General features: G+C 65.0%; 18 protein-coding genes. 9 read left to right on the top strand and 9 right to left on the bottom strand.

All coding sequences use genetic code 11. The features are described 5' to 3' along the window. Nucleotides 1–35: 35 nt before the first annotated feature. The 3 genes from metB to EV665_RS20120 all read right to left on the bottom strand — a co-directional run bounded on the left by metB (nucleotide 36) and on the right by EV665_RS20120 (nucleotide 2,276). Nucleotides 36–1,202, bottom strand: coding sequence for a cystathionine gamma-synthase (gene metB / locus EV665_RS20130; RefSeq protein ID WP_133035445.1), 1,167 nt, complete (start codon nucleotides 1,200–1,202; stop codon nucleotides 36–38). Between the two features lie 119 nt (nucleotides 1,203–1,321). Beyond that, on the bottom strand, nucleotides 1,322–1,669 hold the full coding sequence (locus EV665_RS20125) for a DUF488 domain-containing protein (RefSeq protein ID WP_133035444.1): 348 nt from the start codon (nucleotides 1,667–1,669) through the stop codon (nucleotides 1,322–1,324). Further along, a complete protein-coding gene (locus tag EV665_RS20120) occupies nucleotides 1,641–2,276 on the bottom strand; it encodes a carbonic anhydrase (RefSeq protein ID WP_133035443.1) in 636 nt (211 codons plus the stop codon). Before EV665_RS20120 ends, EV665_RS20125 begins: the two co-directional genes overlap by 29 nt. Nucleotides 2,277–2,636: 360 nt before the next feature. Between EV665_RS20120 and rnk the strand changes: the two genes are divergently transcribed. Together rnk and EV665_RS20110 are read left to right on the top strand one after the other, a co-directional pair. Then, a complete protein-coding gene (gene rnk / locus EV665_RS20115; RefSeq protein WP_064332186.1) occupies nucleotides 2,637–3,059 on the top strand; it encodes a nucleoside diphosphate kinase regulator in 423 nt (140 codons plus the stop codon). A gap of 178 nt (nucleotides 3,060–3,237) precedes the next feature. Next, on the top strand, nucleotides 3,238–3,744 hold the full coding sequence (locus EV665_RS20110; protein WP_133035442.1) for a GreA/GreB family elongation factor: 507 nt from the start codon (nucleotides 3,238–3,240) through the stop codon (nucleotides 3,742–3,744). A 16-nt stretch (nucleotides 3,745–3,760) separates the two neighbouring features. Here EV665_RS20110 and gdhA read toward each other — a convergent pair whose 3' ends face one another. After that, nucleotides 3,761–5,116 carry an NADP-specific glutamate dehydrogenase gene (gene gdhA / locus EV665_RS20105; RefSeq protein ID WP_064332188.1) on the bottom strand — a complete coding sequence of 452 codons (1,356 nt, stop codon included), beginning with the start codon at nucleotides 5,114–5,116 and terminating at the stop codon, nucleotides 3,761–3,763. A gap of 89 nt (nucleotides 5,117–5,205) precedes the next feature. Then, nucleotides 5,206–6,357 (bottom strand): HPP family protein, encoded by a 1,152-nt coding sequence (locus EV665_RS20100; RefSeq protein ID WP_133035441.1) that lies wholly within the window; start codon nucleotides 6,355–6,357, stop codon nucleotides 5,206–5,208. A gap of 249 nt (nucleotides 6,358–6,606) precedes the next feature. Between EV665_RS20100 and EV665_RS20095 the strand changes: the two genes are divergently transcribed. Next, nucleotides 6,607–7,050, top strand: a complete 444-nt coding sequence (locus EV665_RS20095) for an SRPBCC family protein (protein ID WP_133035440.1) — start codon at nucleotides 6,607–6,609, stop codon at nucleotides 7,048–7,050. Nucleotides 7,051–7,097: 47 nt separating this feature from the next. Continuing rightward, a complete protein-coding gene (locus EV665_RS20090; protein WP_210234658.1) occupies nucleotides 7,098–7,571 on the top strand; it encodes a VOC family protein in 474 nt (157 codons plus the stop codon). 9 nt (nucleotides 7,572–7,580) lie between these two features. Here the strand turns inward: EV665_RS20090 and EV665_RS20085 are convergent, their stop codons facing one another. Continuing rightward, nucleotides 7,581–8,486 carry a LysR family transcriptional regulator gene (locus EV665_RS20085; RefSeq protein ID WP_210234657.1) on the bottom strand — a complete coding sequence of 302 codons (906 nt, stop codon included), beginning with the start codon at nucleotides 8,484–8,486 and terminating at the stop codon, nucleotides 7,581–7,583. 222 nt (nucleotides 8,487–8,708) lie between these two features. Between EV665_RS20085 and EV665_RS20080 the strand changes: the two genes are divergently transcribed. Next, nucleotides 8,709–9,746 carry an aldo/keto reductase gene (locus EV665_RS20080; protein ID WP_133035438.1) on the top strand — a complete coding sequence of 346 codons (1,038 nt, stop codon included), beginning with the start codon at nucleotides 8,709–8,711 and terminating at the stop codon, nucleotides 9,744–9,746. A 3-nt stretch (nucleotides 9,747–9,749) separates the two neighbouring features. Here the strand turns inward: EV665_RS20080 and EV665_RS20075 are convergent, their stop codons facing one another. Beyond that, nucleotides 9,750–10,364 (bottom strand): TetR/AcrR family transcriptional regulator, encoded by a 615-nt coding sequence (locus EV665_RS20075; protein WP_133035526.1) that lies wholly within the window; start codon nucleotides 10,362–10,364, stop codon nucleotides 9,750–9,752. A 126-nt stretch (nucleotides 10,365–10,490) separates the two neighbouring features. Between EV665_RS20075 and EV665_RS20070 the strand changes: the two genes are divergently transcribed. Then, nucleotides 10,491–11,957 carry an MFS transporter gene (locus EV665_RS20070; protein ID WP_133035437.1) on the top strand — a complete coding sequence of 489 codons (1,467 nt, stop codon included), beginning with the start codon at nucleotides 10,491–10,493 and terminating at the stop codon, nucleotides 11,955–11,957. 210 nt (nucleotides 11,958–12,167) lie between these two features. Here EV665_RS20070 and EV665_RS20065 read toward each other — a convergent pair whose 3' ends face one another. Together EV665_RS20065 and EV665_RS20060 are read right to left on the bottom strand one after the other, a co-directional pair. Beyond that, entirely contained in the window at nucleotides 12,168–12,737 is a 570-nt protein-coding gene (locus EV665_RS20065; protein WP_133035436.1) for a hypothetical protein, read from the bottom strand. Next, entirely contained in the window at nucleotides 12,734–13,396 is a 663-nt protein-coding gene (locus tag EV665_RS20060) for a calcium-binding protein (protein ID WP_133035435.1), read from the bottom strand. The genes EV665_RS20065 and EV665_RS20060 overlap by 4 nt, the downstream gene beginning before the upstream one ends. Before the next feature lie 284 nt (nucleotides 13,397–13,680). On the opposite strand from EV665_RS20060, the gene EV665_RS32375 reads away from it, so the two are divergent. The 3 genes from EV665_RS32375 to EV665_RS20050 all read left to right on the top strand — a co-directional run bounded on the left by EV665_RS32375 (nucleotide 13,681) and on the right by EV665_RS20050 (nucleotide 14,848). Beyond that, a complete protein-coding gene (locus EV665_RS32375; protein ID WP_162853112.1) occupies nucleotides 13,681–13,857 on the top strand; it encodes a hypothetical protein in 177 nt (58 codons plus the stop codon). A gap of 243 nt (nucleotides 13,858–14,100) precedes the next feature. After that, nucleotides 14,101–14,409 (top strand): hypothetical protein, encoded by a 309-nt coding sequence (locus tag EV665_RS20055; RefSeq protein WP_064332196.1) that lies wholly within the window; start codon nucleotides 14,101–14,103, stop codon nucleotides 14,407–14,409. A gap of 55 nt (nucleotides 14,410–14,464) precedes the next feature. Continuing rightward, nucleotides 14,465–14,848, top strand: coding sequence for a hypothetical protein (locus tag EV665_RS20050; protein ID WP_133035434.1), 384 nt, complete (start codon nucleotides 14,465–14,467; stop codon nucleotides 14,846–14,848). The last annotated feature ends 610 nt before the right edge of the window (nucleotides 14,849–15,458 follow it).

Raw genomic sequence — 15,458 nt, 5'->3', positions numbered from 1 at the left:
TTCGACAGTGCAGGGCGATTGCGAATGAAAACACTTCAACAGCCCGAAAGGCCGGCTTCGAGCCCGGCGAGCAGGTCGTCGGCATGTTCGAGCCCGACGGAAAGCCGCAGCAGTCCGTCGCCGATGCCGGCCTTGCCGCGCGCTTCCGCCCCCATGTCGGCATGGGTCATGGTGGCGGGATGGGCGACGAGGCTTTCGACGCCGCCGAGCGATTCGGCGAAGGTGAAGCAGCGCACCCCCTTCACGAAGGCCCGCACCGCCGGAACGCCGCCGGCAAGCTCGAAGCTCATCATCGCGCCGAATCCCTGCTGCTGGCGCGCGGCGAGCGCGTGGTCCGGATGGTCGGCAAGGCCCGGATAGTGCACGCGGGAAACGGCGGGATGCGCGCAAAGCCGCTCGGCGATCGCCATGGCATTGCGCTCCTGCCCCGCCATGCGGGCAAAGAGGGTCCTCAGCCCGCGCAGCGTCAGCCAGGAATCGAAGGGCGCGGCCGTCGCGCCGGTCACGTTGGCCCAGTGCTTCAGGCCGCGCGCCTCCTCCGCATCGGCGGCGATCACCGCGCCGGCAATCACGTCCGAATGGCCGTTGAGGAACTTCGTCGTCGAATGCAGCACATAGTCGGCGCCGAGCGACAGCGGTTTCTGCAAGGCGGGCGATAGGAAGGTGTTGTCGACGGCGACGCGCGCGCCCGCGGCCTTCGCCAGCGCGGCAAGGGTGGCTATGTCCACCACGCGCATCAGCGGGTTGCTCGGGGTCTCGATCAGCACCAGCGCCGGGTGATCCCAGAGTGTCGCCTTGAAGGCATTGAGGTCCGACTGGTCCACCAGCCGCAGCGAGAGCTGGCCGAGCGCGGCGCGCGCCTTGAGCAGGCGCATCGTGCCGCCGTAGCAGTCGTGCGGCGCCAGCACCAGGCTGCCGGCCGCAAGCCGCCCGACAAGAAGATCGACGGCCGCCATGCCGCTCGGCGTCATTACCGCGCCGGCCCCGCCCTCCAGCCTGCTGATGGCATCCGCCAGGAGATCGCGCGTCGGATTGCCGACGCGGCCATAGTCATAGGCGCGCGGCGTGTCGAAATCCGCAAATTCGTAGGTGGTGGAAAGGTAGAGGGGCGGGGCCACCGCGCCGAAGGCGGCGTCGCTCGCAACGCCATGCGCCGCGGCAACGGTTTCCGGTTGAACCTCGATCGCCGTTCGCTCGGACATCGATGCCTGCTCCTCATGTTACGAGGAGAAAATGGCCGGCTTGCCGGTCCGTGACAAATGAATTCTCTTGCAGCCTGCCAGCAAGAATCTTGCAGTCATCGCCGGAAGGGGCGGAGGCCCTAGATCCCGTTCCTCAGCACATCGGCCAGCACGGCCGCATGGTTGAAATCCCGGTTGCGCGAGCCATAGAGCAGCGTGACCGTACCGGCGGCGATGCGTTCTCTGAGGTCCTCCAGCGCCGGATTGCCCAGCAGCTCCTCCCGGTAGCGCGCCTGGAATTCCGGCCAGCGCTCCGGCTTGTGGTCGAACCATTTGCGCAGGGCGGAAGAGGGCGCCACATCCTTCATCCAGAGGTCGAAGCCGGCCTTCTCCTTGGAAAGGCCGCGCGGCCAGAGCCGGTCGACGAGGATGCGTGTCCCGTCCGCCGGATCGGGTTCGTCATAGATGCGCTTGATCTCCACCGGCATGGGCTTGCCCTCCCTGGCCACCTTTCACCGTACATTTGAGATCAGAAAGCAGCCCGTCCTTCAAGCCGTAGACCCAGCCGTGGATGGAAATGTCGCGGCCGGCCTGCCAGGCTGCCTGGAGGGTGGGCGTGCGGGCAAGCCGCTCCACCTGCGCGGCGATCGAGGCCTCGCAGAGCCGGTCGAAGTCGGCATCGCTCCAGGGCGTGCATTCCCGGCATGCGAAGCGCCGGTCCGCCACGTCGCGGACCGGCTGCAGCCAATGGTCGATGAGGCCGAAGCGCTCGCCGCTGACGGCGGCGCGGATGCCGCCGCAGCCATAGTGCCCGCAGATGATGATGTGCCTCACCCCGAGCTGGTGCACGGCATATTCGACCACGGACAGCATGTTGAGGTCCGCTGGATGGATGAGGTTGGCGACGTTGCGGTGCACGAAGACCTCGCCCGGCTCCAGCCCGGCGATCACATTGGCCGGCACGCGGCTGTCGGAACAGCCGATCCACAGATAGTCCGGCTGCTGCAGATTGGCGAGGCGGTCGAAATAGTCGGCCTTCTCGGCCTTGCGCTCGGCGGACCAGGTTTTGTTCCGGGCGAAAAGGTCCTCGATCATGATATGGCTCCTGCGTGTGGGGATGAGGCGTTCTCCGCCCCAACCTGGCGTCTGTCAAATCGCCAGACCGTCGCAGGGGCGACGTTCGGCCGCGCCGCAGCGGTCCGGCTTGACTTTGCCCGCGCCCTCAAGCCATCATGGCAGCATGACCACGACGCAATCCATCGCCCGGTTCTTGAAACGGTTGTTTCCTCTCGCAGGACACTAGCCCCTCGGCTTGGTCGCGTCGCGCCCCGGCCGTGGGGCAATAGCGGTTTCGTTTCTGCACGAAAACCGCGCCGGAAAAGCGCGACATTCCCCCTGAACTTCGATTTTCCGCGTGCCCGCCGGGCCGCGAAGACCCTGCGCCGTGAGGTTTCCATGACCAAGACCAAGGCCATCCGTCCGCCTGCCATCACCATTGCCCGCTCCGAACACGCGCGCCTGTCGAACCTTGCCGACATGCTGGCCGAGCGCGACCCGCACGCCGCCGAACAGCTCGCCGTCGAGCTCGACCGAGCCAAGGTCGTCGACGACGCCCGCATGGCGCCCGGCATCATGCGCATGGGCTCGGTCGCCGAGTTCCGCATCGACGACGAGCCGCCGCAGACCGCCGAGCTCGTCTTCCCGAAGGATGCCGACATTTCCCGCCAGCGCATCTCCGTGCTGACGCCGGTCGGCGCGGCCCTGCTCGGCCTTTCGGCCGGCCAGTCGATCGAATGGGCCGCGCGCGACGGCAAGGTGCGGCGCCTCAGCGTCATCGCCGTGCATGCGGCGGTACCGGACGCGGCCGAGGCCTCCTGAGGGTATCTGCCGTGAAGTTCCTGTCCTTCTTCCAGTCCGGGCGCATCGGAGGCTGCCTCGTCGCAGGATCGTGACCCCCTGTGCCGCAGGTGCGGCCAGGGGGCGTCTCCACCATGGGTTTTCAGGCCGCGCTTGCGCGCGGGCAGGATGGAGAATGGCTATGGGACGGGATCCCGCTATGCTCACGGCAAGAGATGGATATGTTCTGGAAAAGATGCTGCGCGACTGGCCGCCGCTGACGCAGGAATGGCTGGCGCTGCTGAAGCGCAAGCTGTCGGGTGGCCGCCTGCCGGCCGGGGCGCGCATCCCCGCCGATCTCGCGATGATCGATGCGCGCGTGACGTTCCGCTGCGAAAGCGGGCTCAGCGATACCCGCACGCTGTGCCTGCCAGGCACCTATGCGCCGGGCAGCGCCTTCCTGCCGGTCACGACCTTCTACGGCCTTGCCTTGCTCGGCCTGCGCGAAGGCCAGGCGATGACCTTCGACCGGCCGGAAGGCCGGCGCGACTGGATCGTCCTGGAAAAGGTGCTGTTCCAGCCGGCAGCCGGCGGCCCCGTGCCGGAAGCGCCGGCAGAAGCGGCCCGCGCACCCTTCCGGGTCATCGCCGGCGGCCTCACCGAGCGCGCCTTCACGGCGGCCAATGAAAACGGCCCCGGACAGGGTCCGGGGCCGTCGGCTGCCTGAGGCGCGGCGAGGGCGATCAGATGACGCCCTGCGCGCGCATGGCTTCGGCGACGCGCGTGAAGCCGGCAATGTTGGCGCCGAGCACGTAGTTGCCCTTGGCGCCATATTCCTCCGCCGTCTCGGCGCAGCGGTCGTGGATGCCCTGCATGATCTGGCCGAGCCGTTCGCGCGCCGTCTCGAAGCTCCAGCTGTCGCGGCTGGCATTCTGCTGCATTTCCAGCGCCGAGGTGGCGACGCCCCCGGCATTCGCCGCCTTGCCGGGGCCGAAGAGCACGCCCGATTCCTGGAAGGTCCGCACGGCTTCCGGCGTCGAGGGCATGTTGGCGCCCTCGGCGACGGCGATGACGCCGTTCTTGACCAGCGTCTTGGCGTCCTTGCCGGACAGCTCGTTCTGCGTGGCGCAGGGCAGCGCCACGTCGCAGGGCACGTCCCAGATCGAGCCCTTGCCGGCCGGGATGAAATGCACGCCGGCCGTCTTGGCGCGGGCATATTCCGACAGGCGCTCGCGGCGCACTTCCTTGATCTCCTTGACGAGCGAAAGGTCGATGCCCTCTTCATCATGGATGTAGCCGCTGCTGTCCGAGCAGGCGACGACCCTCGCGCCATACTTGATGGCCTGCTCCATGGCGTAGATCGCCACATTGCCCGAGCCCGAGACGGTGACCCGCTTGCCCTCGAAATCGGTGCCCCTGGTGGAGAGCATGGCCCGGGTGAAATAGACCGCGCCGTAGCCGGTCGCTTCCTTGCGCACCAGCGAGCCGCCGTAGCTCAGCCCCTTGCCGGTGAAGACGCCGGCCTCGAAGCGGTTGGTCAGGCGCTTGTACTGGCCGAACATCCAGCCGATCTCGCGGCCGCTGACGCCGATGTCGCCGGCCGGCACGTCGGTGTGCTCGCCGAGATGGCGGTGGAGCTCCGTCATGAAGGACTGGCAGAAGCGCATGATCTCGCCGTCCGAGCGGCCCTTCGGGTCGAAATCCGAGCCGCCCTTGCCGCCGCCGATCGGCAGGCCCGTCAGCGCGTTCTTGAAGATCTGCTCGAAGCCGAGGAACTTGATGATGCCGAGATTGACGGACGGGTGGAAGCGCAGGCCTCCCTTGTAGGGTCCCAGCGCCGAGTTGAACTGCACGCGGAAGCCGCGGTTGATCTGCACCTGGCCCCTGTCGTCGACCCACGGCACGCGGAAGATGATCTGGCGCTCCGGCTCGCAGATGCGCTCGATCAGCGCATCCGTCAGGTAGTCGGGATGTTTGGAGACGACGAGTCCGAGGCTTTCCAGGACCTCGCGCACGGCCTGGTGGAATTCCGGTTCGGCAGGATTGCGCTGCAGCACCTGGGCAAGGATCGGTTCAAGCTTCTCGTCGACGGTCGCCATGGCGACACTCCTTTCGTCTCGGTCTCACATCTCTTGGAAAGGCCGCCGGTCTGGCGCCGGCAGGCTCGGGTGACATCGTCCGGGCATGGTCAGATGCCCTGCCCGTGGCCGCCCATCAGGCCCGTCGGGCCGGTCTGGGAGAGGCTTTTCGCGAGCGTGGCCAGAAGATCGGTCTGGGAAATGATGCCCACCACACGGCGCTCCTCGTCCACGACGACGACGGCATGGATGGAACCGTCCGTCAGCCGCGGCAGGAGGCCGATAGCCGGGTCCGAGGGGCGGGCGGTCGCCGCCTCGGAGACGGGCAGATGGGCGTTCGGCGCCATGGCGGCCAGTTCCCGCAGCCCCACGGTGCCGAGAAGGCGCCGGTCGGCGTCGAGCACGGGCAGCGTGCGGATGTCGTGATCGAGCAGGAGGCTGCGGGCCTCGTCGGCCGTCGCATCGCGCGCCACCGTCACCACGTCGCGCGACATGATGTCGGCCGAGGTCAGGTCGCCGCGCTGGCGCAGCAGGGCCTGCTGTTCGACCTGGCGCAGCAGCGTGTCGAGGTCGGCGCGGCTGATGTCCAGCGTCTCGTTGAGGCTGGCGATGGCGGCGTCGATGTCCTCGGTGTTGAAACCGACGCGGAAGGCGGCCGGCGGATCGGCGGTCTTGTGCGTGTTGACGGGCGTAATCGTCTGGCGGTGCGGATATTGCCGCCCGGCCAGCCGGTGGAAGATCATGCCGAGCGCCACGAGGATCAGCGAGTTGATCGCGATCGGCACGAGCGGAAACCAGAAACCCGCCCGGCTGACCGCCGCCCCGCCGATGACGGCGGTGAGCGCGGCCGCCCCGCCGGGGGGATGCAGCGACCGGGTCAGCGACATGACGAGGATCGCCAGCGCCACGGCAAGGCCGATGGCGATGGCCGGATCCCTCACCAGCGTGGTGACGGTGACGCCGACAAAGGCGGAGATCGTGTTGCCGCCGACGATCGACCAGGGCTGGGCGAGGGGGCTGGCGGGCACGGCGAAGAGCAGGACCGCGGAGGCGCCGATGGGCGCGACGATCAGCGGCAGATGCGGATCCTGCCCCATGACGAAGCCGCAGACGAGGCCGGTGAGGCAGATGCCGATCAAGGCCCCGAGGCAGCCGATCAGCCGCTCCTTGAGCGTGGCGCCGGCAAGAATCGGTGCGAACAGTCGAAATTTGGACAGTTTGCCCGTTCTGTGGGCATCGTGTTGAGGCGGGGCCACGATGATCCTGACCGTAAAAAGGCAGATGATTATTTTGCAGGCTTATGTGCCTATCGCGCGCATGACGCAAGGGCGCAACCGGAAGATTCTGTTTTGCCGGAAGGGAAGCGAAACGGCCCCGGTCGCGCGCCGATGGCAAACTTGTTCCGACGTCATGTCGGACTCCCCCTGCTTCGTTCGTCTTAACTGCATCGGGCGGCGATTGGCTGCCCGCGAATCGAACAAACCGATGAAACCGAACCACAGGAGAACACCATGCCCAGCACGATCCGCCTGCACCGCGTCATCGCCGTCAAGCCCGACAAGCTCTATCGCGCGTTCCTCGAACCGGACGCGGTGGCAAGCTGGCTTCCGCCCTACGGGTTCCTCTGCTCCGTCCATGAGCTCGATGCGCAGGTCGGCGGCCGTCACCGGATGTCGTTCCGGAACTTCACGACAGGCGAGAGCCACTTTTTCGGCGGCACCTATCTGGAACTCGTCCCGGGCGAGCGCCTCGTCTACACCGACAGCTTCGACGACCCCAACCTGCCGGGCGAGATGAAGGTCACGCTGGAGCTGAAGGCCGTCTCGGTCGGCACGGAAGTGAACATCGAGCAGCAGGGCGTGCCGGACATCATCCCCGCCGAGGCCTGCTATCTCGGCTGGCAGGACTCGCTGGACAAGCTCACGAAGCTCGTCGTGCCCGAGATCAACCAGTAGCCACGGCGCTTGGACCGGAAGGAAAAGGAAAGGAAAAGCAGATGACGATCGCCAAGAACACCATATGCCTCTGGTACGAGAAGGATGCCGAGGCCGCGGCCAACTTCTACGCCGAGACGTTTCCCGACAGCTTCGTGGGCGCGGTCCACCGCGCGCCCAGCGACTTCCCGTCCGGCAAGGCCGGCGACGTGCTGACGGTCGATTTCACCGTCGCCGGCATTCCCTGCATCGGCCTCAATGGCGGACCTGTTTTCAAGCACAGCGAAGCCTTCTCGTTCCAGATCGCCACGGACGATCAGGAGGAGACGGACCGCTACTGGAACGCCATCGTCGGCAATGGCGGCGAGGAGAGCGTGTGCGGCTGGTGCAAGGACAAATGGGGCATCTCCTGGCAGATCACCCCACGCACGCTGACCGAGGCGATGACCGCCGGCGGCGATGAAGCCAAACGCGCCTTCGAGGCGATGATGGAGATGAAGAAGATCGACGTCGCCGTGATCGAGGCGGCCCGGCGCGGCTGACGCGCCGGATCAGGACACCTTTCCATGGTCCGTGAGGAAGTCGAGCAGCGCCCGGACGCGTGAGGGGAGCGGGCCGCCCTGGCCGACATGGACGGCATGGAAAGCCTCCTTCCCGCCGGCATCGAGATGGCGGAGGACCGCCACCAGCCGCCCGGCGGCGATGTCTTCCCGCACGGTGAAGGTGGCAAGGCGGGCGAGGCCGGCGCCGGCCAGCGCCAGATGGCGCAGGCCCTCACCGTCGCTCGCCTGCACGCGGCCCGTCGCCGGCACGACGATGGTCTCGCCGTCTTCCCGAAGCGGCCAGCCATCGACCGCGCGGGCATAACCGAAGCCGAGGCGATTGTGCCGTTCGAGATCGGCGATGGAGCGCGGCTCGCCGCAGCGTTCCAGATAGGACGGCGCGGCAACGATGATCAGCGCCGTCTCGCCGAGCTTGCGCGCGACGAGGCTGGAACTTTTCAGCGGCCCGGCCCGGATCGCGACATCGGTGCGCTCCGCCAGGAGGTCGACCACCGCGTCCGTTTGAACGATATCGAGCGTGACATCCGGATGGAGCCCCAGAAACGCCGGCAGCGCGGGCGCGAGGATGTGGTTGAAATAGGAGGCGCTGGTATTGACGCGGACGCGCCCCACCGCCTGTTCGCCGGCGCCGGCCACCCGTTCCGCATCCTCCAGATCGGCAAGAATGCGCGTCGCCCGCTCATAGAAGGCGCAGCCTTCCGGCGTGAGCTGGAGCTGGCGTGTCGAACGGTTGAGCAGCCGCGCGCCAAGCCGGGATTCCAGCCGCGCGATCAGCTTGCTGACCGCCGAAGGCGTCATGCGTTCGGCACGCGCAGCAGGCGAGAAGCCGCCGAGCTCGACCACGCGCACGAACACTTCCATCTCCCCGGACCGGTTGTGATGCGGGCTTCCCATGTCCGACCAGATCCTTTCCAGCACTTCGCCCGGCGGGTCGCCGAATTTTTCGAGTACGAGGTCCATGGGCATTCATTGAATTCAATTCATGAATGCTGTTCCCAAGCGCAGGCTACTTCATCCAATAAGCAGCGTCTATCTTCCAGGCAAGGAAACATCATCGAGGCGGGCAAGCACGCCGCTGACGCCCGCCTGCAATCCCCTTCCCTAAGGAGCTTCTTCATGGACTATCGCCCCCTCGGCAAATCCGGCCTCAAGGTGCCGGTCCTCAGTTTCGGCGCGGGCACCTTCGGTGGCGCCGGCCCGCTGTTCGGCAATTGGGGCAATTCGGATGCCGCCGAAGCCCGGCGCCTCGTGGACATCTGCCTGGAAGCCGGCGTCAACCTGTTCGACACGGCCGACGTCTATTCCAACGGCGCTTCGGAAGCCGTGCTTGGCGAAGCGATCAAGGGCCGGCGCGATGCGGTGCTGATCTCGACCAAGACCGGCCTGCCGATGGGCGACGGCCCGAACGACGCGGGCTCCTCCCGCTTCCGGCTGATCCGGACCGTCGAGGATGCGCTGCGCCGCCTCCAGACCGACTATATCGACCTTTTGCAACTGCACGCCTTCGACGCCGGCACGCCGGTCGAGGAAGTGCTTTCGACGCTCGATACGCTGGTGCGCGCCGGCAAGGTCCGCTATGTCGGCGTCTCCAATTTCTCCGGCTGGCAGATCATGAAATCGCTGGCCGTCGCCGACCGCCATGGCTGGCCGCGTTATGTCGCCAATCAGGTCTACTACTCGCTGGTCGGGCGCGACTATGAATGGGATCTGATGCCGCTGGGCGCGGATCAGGGCCTTGGCGCGATGGTCTGGAGTCCACTCGGCTGGGGACGCCTGACCGGGAAGATCCGGCGCGGAACGCCGTTGCCCGAGGGCAGCCGCCTGCACGAGACCGCCGGTTTCGGCCCGCCGGTGGAGGACGAGCATCTCTATCGCGTTATCGATGCGCTCGACGCCATAGCCGAGGAAACCGGCAGGACAGTGCCGCAAGTCGCGCTCAACTGGCTGCTGCAGCGCCCGACCGTCTCCTCGGTCATCGTCGGCGCGCGCAACGAGGAACAGCTTCGCCAGAACCTCGGCGCGGTCGGCTGGAGCCTGACGCCAGACCAGATGGCAAGGCTGGACGAAGCCAGCGCCGTCACCGCGCCCTATCCCCATTTCCCCTATCGCCGGCAGGAGGGCTTTGCGCGGCTCGATCCGCCGATAGCCGGCTAACGGTTATCCACGGCTCCTGGCGACCATCGCCACGATGACCTCATACAGTTCGGCCTGTGCCTGCTCGACCGTGATCTCGCCCGTTGCGGCGGCATGGGACAAGGCATCGGCCGCACCGAGCATCGCCCAGAAGCCGGATTGCAGGATGCCCTTTTGCCCCGTGAACGGGGCCAGGGCCTTCCGGCATTTTTCGATGAACACCAGTTGATAATCGCGTTTCACCGCCTCCAGCTCGGGGGAGCCGGCAAGCCCGGCCAGCACGCCGGGAATCTCGCGGCCCTGGACAAGCACACATTCGACATAGGACGAGGCGATGACCCGCGCCGTTCCTTCCAGGGTCGGTTCGCGGGCCTCGAGCGCGGCGTCGATCACCGCCGTCTGCTGCGCGTCGAAATCCTGATAGAGCGCGGTCAGCAAGCCGTTGCGCGTGCCGAAATGGTCGTAGATCACCGGCTTGGTGACACCGGCCTCCTCCGCCATGCGCGGCAGCGTCAGCGCGTCGGTGCCTTCCTCGCGCGCGAGCCGCCACGCCACATCGAGGAGCTGGCGCTGCCGCTGCTCGCGGCTGAGGCGAACGCGCTTCGCGGCGATCTGACCGTCATCGGGCATGCTTGACATTTCTATATACCAAAAGTACCTTACCAAAAGTATATAGAAGAGACCCTTCCAACGCAACCACTCGCCGGCCTTGCCCGGCGAACGAAGCGGCATGCCTGCGCGCCGCTCGCAGAGGATCCGTGCCCGATGACCGATATGACACTTCCCCGCTCCGTGGATCGAAACGCATGGCTCGGCCTCATGGCCGTGCTGCCGCTCGTCCTGCTCGTCGCCATGGACGGCTCTATTCTCTACCTCGCCATGCCGCACGTCACCTCCGCGCTGCGGCCGTCCGCCGACCAGGCGCTCTGGATTCTCGACATCTACGGCTTCGTGGTCGGTTCGCTGCTGATCGCCTTCGGCAATATCGGCGATCGCTACGGGCGGCTCAAGCTCATCATGGCCGGCGCGGTGATCTTCGGCGTAGGATCGCTCGGCGCAGCCTGGTCGCAATCGCCGTCGATGCTGATCGCCGCGCGGGCCCTGATGGGGTTGGGCGGCGCGACCTTGCTGCCGTCCGGCCTTGCCATCGTCAGCGCCCTGTTTCCCGATCCGCGTCTGCGCGCGCGGGCCATCGGCATCTTCGCGGCGACGTTCGCGGCCGGCTTTGCCGTCGGTCCCCTTATCGGCGGCATGCTGCTCCGCCAGTTCGCGTGGGGCGTCGTCTTCCTCATCAACGTCCCGGTCGTGCTCGCCTTCCTGATCGTCGCGCCGATCCTGCTGCGCGAGGTGCGCTCGACAACATACGGCCGGATCGACCTGCCGAGCCTCCTGCTGTCGTTCATCGGCATCCTGCTGTTCACATGGTCGCTCAAGACCGCCGCGGCCGAAGGCCTTACGGCGATGCAGTCGGCAGGCGGGATCATCGGTATCCTCGCCCTCGCGCTGTTCCTGCGCCGGCAGACCCGCATCGACTACCCGCTGCTCGATCTTAGCCTGTTCCGGGATCGCATCTTCTCCATAGCGATCCTGACCGGCCTTCTGTCCCTCGTGGTCTGGTCCGCAGCCAGCTACCTGTCCGGCATCTACCTGCAAACGGTGCTCGGCTTCGACGTGTTCACGACCGCGCTGCTCACGCTGCCGGGAGCCATCGTGCTGACCGTGACCTGCGTGGGCACCGCGCGTATCGTGGAGTGGATCGGCCGCAAGGCGGCGCTCGTGGCGACGCATCTGCTCATCAGCGCCGGCGTCTTCATGCTGCTGCTCACCAGCGCCGAGGCCGGCGTCGCGGCCTTCATCGCCTCGACGGTCATCGCCGGCATCGGCTACGGGCTGTCGTTCAGCCTCGTCGCCGAGGTCGCGGTGTCGGCGGTTCCGGCCGAGCGGGCCGGCGCGGCCGGATCGATCGCGGAAACCAGCAACGAGTTGGGCAATGCACTCGGCATCACCCTGCTCGGATCGCTGGCGGCCCTCAGCTTCCGCTTATTCGGTCCCGGCGTGGCGGGCACGCTCAATGAAACGCTCGATCATGCGGGCATCGCCCCGGAAGCCGCCGCGCAAGCTAGGGAAGCCTTCCTCGCCGGCCTGCATATCGCGGTCGGCGCCGGCGGTCTGCTGACGCTGATCGCCGGTATCGTCGCGTGGCTCTGGCTGCCGAGAAAGCTGCCGGAATGAAGCCCGGCATCTTCCAAACTCGCGCGATAATGACCATGTGGCAGTCCACATCATGGCTTCGTCAGCAACGATCTCGTCGAGGCATTCGCCGAGTGCGAAGCGATTGCACAGGGTATCGGTCGGTGGGATCCGAAGACCCAGAAGCACATGAGCGCGCTTCCTGCAAAACAAGCATCCCCGCTGCCAAGGAGCGTCACTGGCATTTACCGCCTATGCTCGCTCCAGATAAATCTGGCAGTTCTGACGGCTTGCTTTGCCGGTGATTGTGTTCCCGTCGATTTGGACGATGTAGTCGTAGGTATCGGCCCGCGCGGTGACTATGGCGTAGGAGTTTAGCGTGTCCTGGGTGGGCAGCGGGCTTATTTGTGCCTCGTCCGTCCCGCGTGCCGCGCCGCTATAGCTCCATTTCCCTTTCCCGATACGGCCGTATTGCTCCTCGACGGAAAAGGTGATGGTAAACTGGCGTCGTCCGCATGCGACGGTGCCCATCCACGTGCCGATCAGATCGGTATTTCGGTCTGAAACCTCTTCCTTGGCCCTGGCGCCGCGCAGCCTTGCAAGCTCAGCCTCCAGTTCCCGTATGATAGCGCGCAGCCGGTTGATTTCCTGTTGTGGGTCATCCTGGCTTGTCCTGGGGCCGCCCGGACCGCTTGCATCGAAATCCTGCGTGAAACCTTGTGCCGTTCCGACTGCGGCGACAAGGCCGATGATTTGGCAGATGGCGCAAGAGCGTTTGAATATCAATGGGAGACGGGAGTTAATCGTCCTGGAACCGTTCATGCAATGATGAACCAATCCGAACTGACGTCGGCCATGTCGATGCCCTTTAGGGTGACCGAGCCACCTTCGGAGAGATCGAGCACTGCGGAGCCAGCCTTGTTCTCGCTGACCGTATATGTTTGCCCGCGAAGGTCGATGAGGTCTGTACCGGCCTTGAAGTCGCGGATTGTATCGTTACCCTCCCTCTTGCCAAATATGAAGGTATCCGCGCCTGCGCCACCTGAAAGTGTGTCGTCATTACCCCCACCCCTCAGAGAGTCATTTCCGGTCCCGCCGGACAGGATGTCCCGTCCCTTGTCGCCGAAGAGTTTGTCATCCCCGGCATCCCCCTTGATGACGTCGTTGCCAGCCCCACCTTCCAGCTTGTCGTTCTCTGCTCCGCCGGAAAGCGTGTCGTTGCCGGCATCTCCCTTGATTACGTCGCGGCCGCTCCCGCCTTTGATGTTGTCGTTGCCGGCATTACCGTGAAGCTTATCGTCACCGCTGCCCCCGTCGATGTTGTCGTTGCCCTTTCCGCCTTTAACAACGTCGTCGCCGCCTCGGGCTCGGATGATGTCGTTGCCACCGCCGCCCTCGAGCCGATCGTCATCTTCCGTGCCTTGAATATTTTTGCCTTTTGCTCTGACAAGCTCCAGGACTTCATTCCACAACGTTGACATTACCGCCTCCCCGCGATCGAAAAATCGACCTGGGAAGGTAGAGCAGACGTTATGAAACAGTCAGTTGGGCAAGGGACGTATCCCGGCATCCATTCGACGTAGCAGCCGATGGTATCGAGGTGAACCGCAAGACAACGAGCAAATTCTTCGCTGAAGTATCGAGCCCGCGCTTCCCACCTAACCAATTTTCTTCTTCAGCCCATTCGGTCGAGCGCGCCAGAGGCGCCTCGCATCGTGGAACAATGCCGGCAGCGGGCGGTTGGTGTGGCAGAAAGGAGACTGCCATGGCCAGTGACCCGAAGGACCCGAAGAAGCCCCTGGAAGTTCCCCCAGAAGAGACACCAGACTCTTTGCCCGATATTCCGGAGCGCCCGATTGAAGAGCCCGTGCCGGATGTCGTGCCCGAAGAGGCCCCGGACATTACGCCCGTGCCGGGTGAGGAAGTGCCATCGAAAATGTGATGCCGCCTGGATCTCCGGCATGCTCGGCGTTCTAAGTTCCCCACCCGGAGGGTACCTCTCTCCGGCCGCCCATGGGGGGCGCTCGCGCATGCCGGCGGAAATCCTCTCATTTCTCAACCGTGCGGTATTGCCGTCGTGTGGTTTGAGACCGGCTTCTATAGGCGTCCGCCGCACTCTTGCCTTTGGCGATGGCCTGCGGCAAATCTCTCGTGCCGGCATTTTCAGGACTGGCATTGGATACCCATGAGCGACAAAATCTTCGATACACTGACCGGCATGTACTTCACGGTCGATGACCTCGATGGAAGCTATGGCACCGGGCAGGTTATCCGCCTTGCTGCCGAGAGCATCTATTTCGTGCGCTTCGACGGCAATGAAGTGGCGCTTCCTTTGGAACTCGTGTCCCTTGGCGAGATGCTGGAGACCACGGAGGAAGGCTACAAACTCTGGCGGTTCTTCGACACGATCGAGGAAAGGGACAAGTGGATCGAATGGCTTGATGCCCCATCGAAGCCGCGCGTCATCTCGCTCGTGAAGCCGACCAAGGAATAATCTCGACTCCCGCGGTCACACGTTCCATTCTTCCCTGGTCGAACAGGGGGAGGTGTTGCGTCATGGCTCGGCAGATTGCGCTTTGCTTCGTCATCGGCGTCGTTGCCTACGCCTGCTTCTGGATGGCGTGGCATTGGTTTTAAGGGAAGCCGCCATCTCGCCCTACGGCAAAGGGCGGATGCCTCGCCTCCTTCTTCAGGCGCTCCGCTGGGTGTATGCTCGGTCGATGGAAAGCCTCTCTCGATTTCACCTGGGTCAGGACGAGAATGGCGCTTGGCACGTTGTAGACGCCAAGCGCGGTGGGCCTGCTGAAATCCAGGTCGACGGGAAGTTCTATCTTCTCTGGGGCATATCCAAGGTTGAAGCTGAGAATTGGTCCCTACTGCTCAACCAGATCATCCAGCTTCATGGCGAGAGGCAGGACGGGCAAACTCGTTGACTAGCCAGCAGGAGCGCACCGGTAAGCCGGACCCGTGTGCTCGACTTTGAAGAGCATCTTCTCGACCTCTGCGGCGTGGAGCCTGGGTTGCAGCCTTCGTTTCGCTTCGTCTACGAAAACCTGATCCGGCACGTCGGATACGGTCGTATAGATCGGGACAAGAGCCAACAGCTCACGCCCCGGATGATCTCGATAAGCCCTTACGACTGATAGGTTCGTCATTTCGTTCCCCTACGTCTAGAACGGCAGTGCACCACCTGTCTGCATCGTAAACGCGTGGCGGTAAGAGCTTATTCGAGCGCAGGGGAGCTTCGCCTTTCCAGTGTTGCCCTATAGTCACATAATGGAGTCTTGCGACCAGTGCGCGTGCGCGAGGGGGAAGCCCTCGGTGCGAAGGCAAGAATTTTCGGAGGCCGTAAAAGGGCGGGAACCGGTTCGTCCGGTATCAATATGCGAGGGCGGGCGGCATATGCCGCATCAATGGGCGAAACAAATTACGGGTTGCGCAAGGACGATTGTCAACGGCGGAGTAAAAACCGGCCACGGGGCGGAGCAAAAGTCGGCCACTGCGGCGCCGGCCTGAGACCGCCGGGAGGGCTTAAGCCCGAGC

This window comes from Shinella granuli, from assembly GCF_004341885.1.
GTDB classification, from domain to species: domain Bacteria; phylum Pseudomonadota; class Alphaproteobacteria; order Rhizobiales; family Rhizobiaceae; genus Shinella; species Shinella granuli.
The sequence above is the reverse complement of the archived record's forward strand: the minus strand, read 5'-3'. Positions and strand labels throughout refer to the sequence as shown.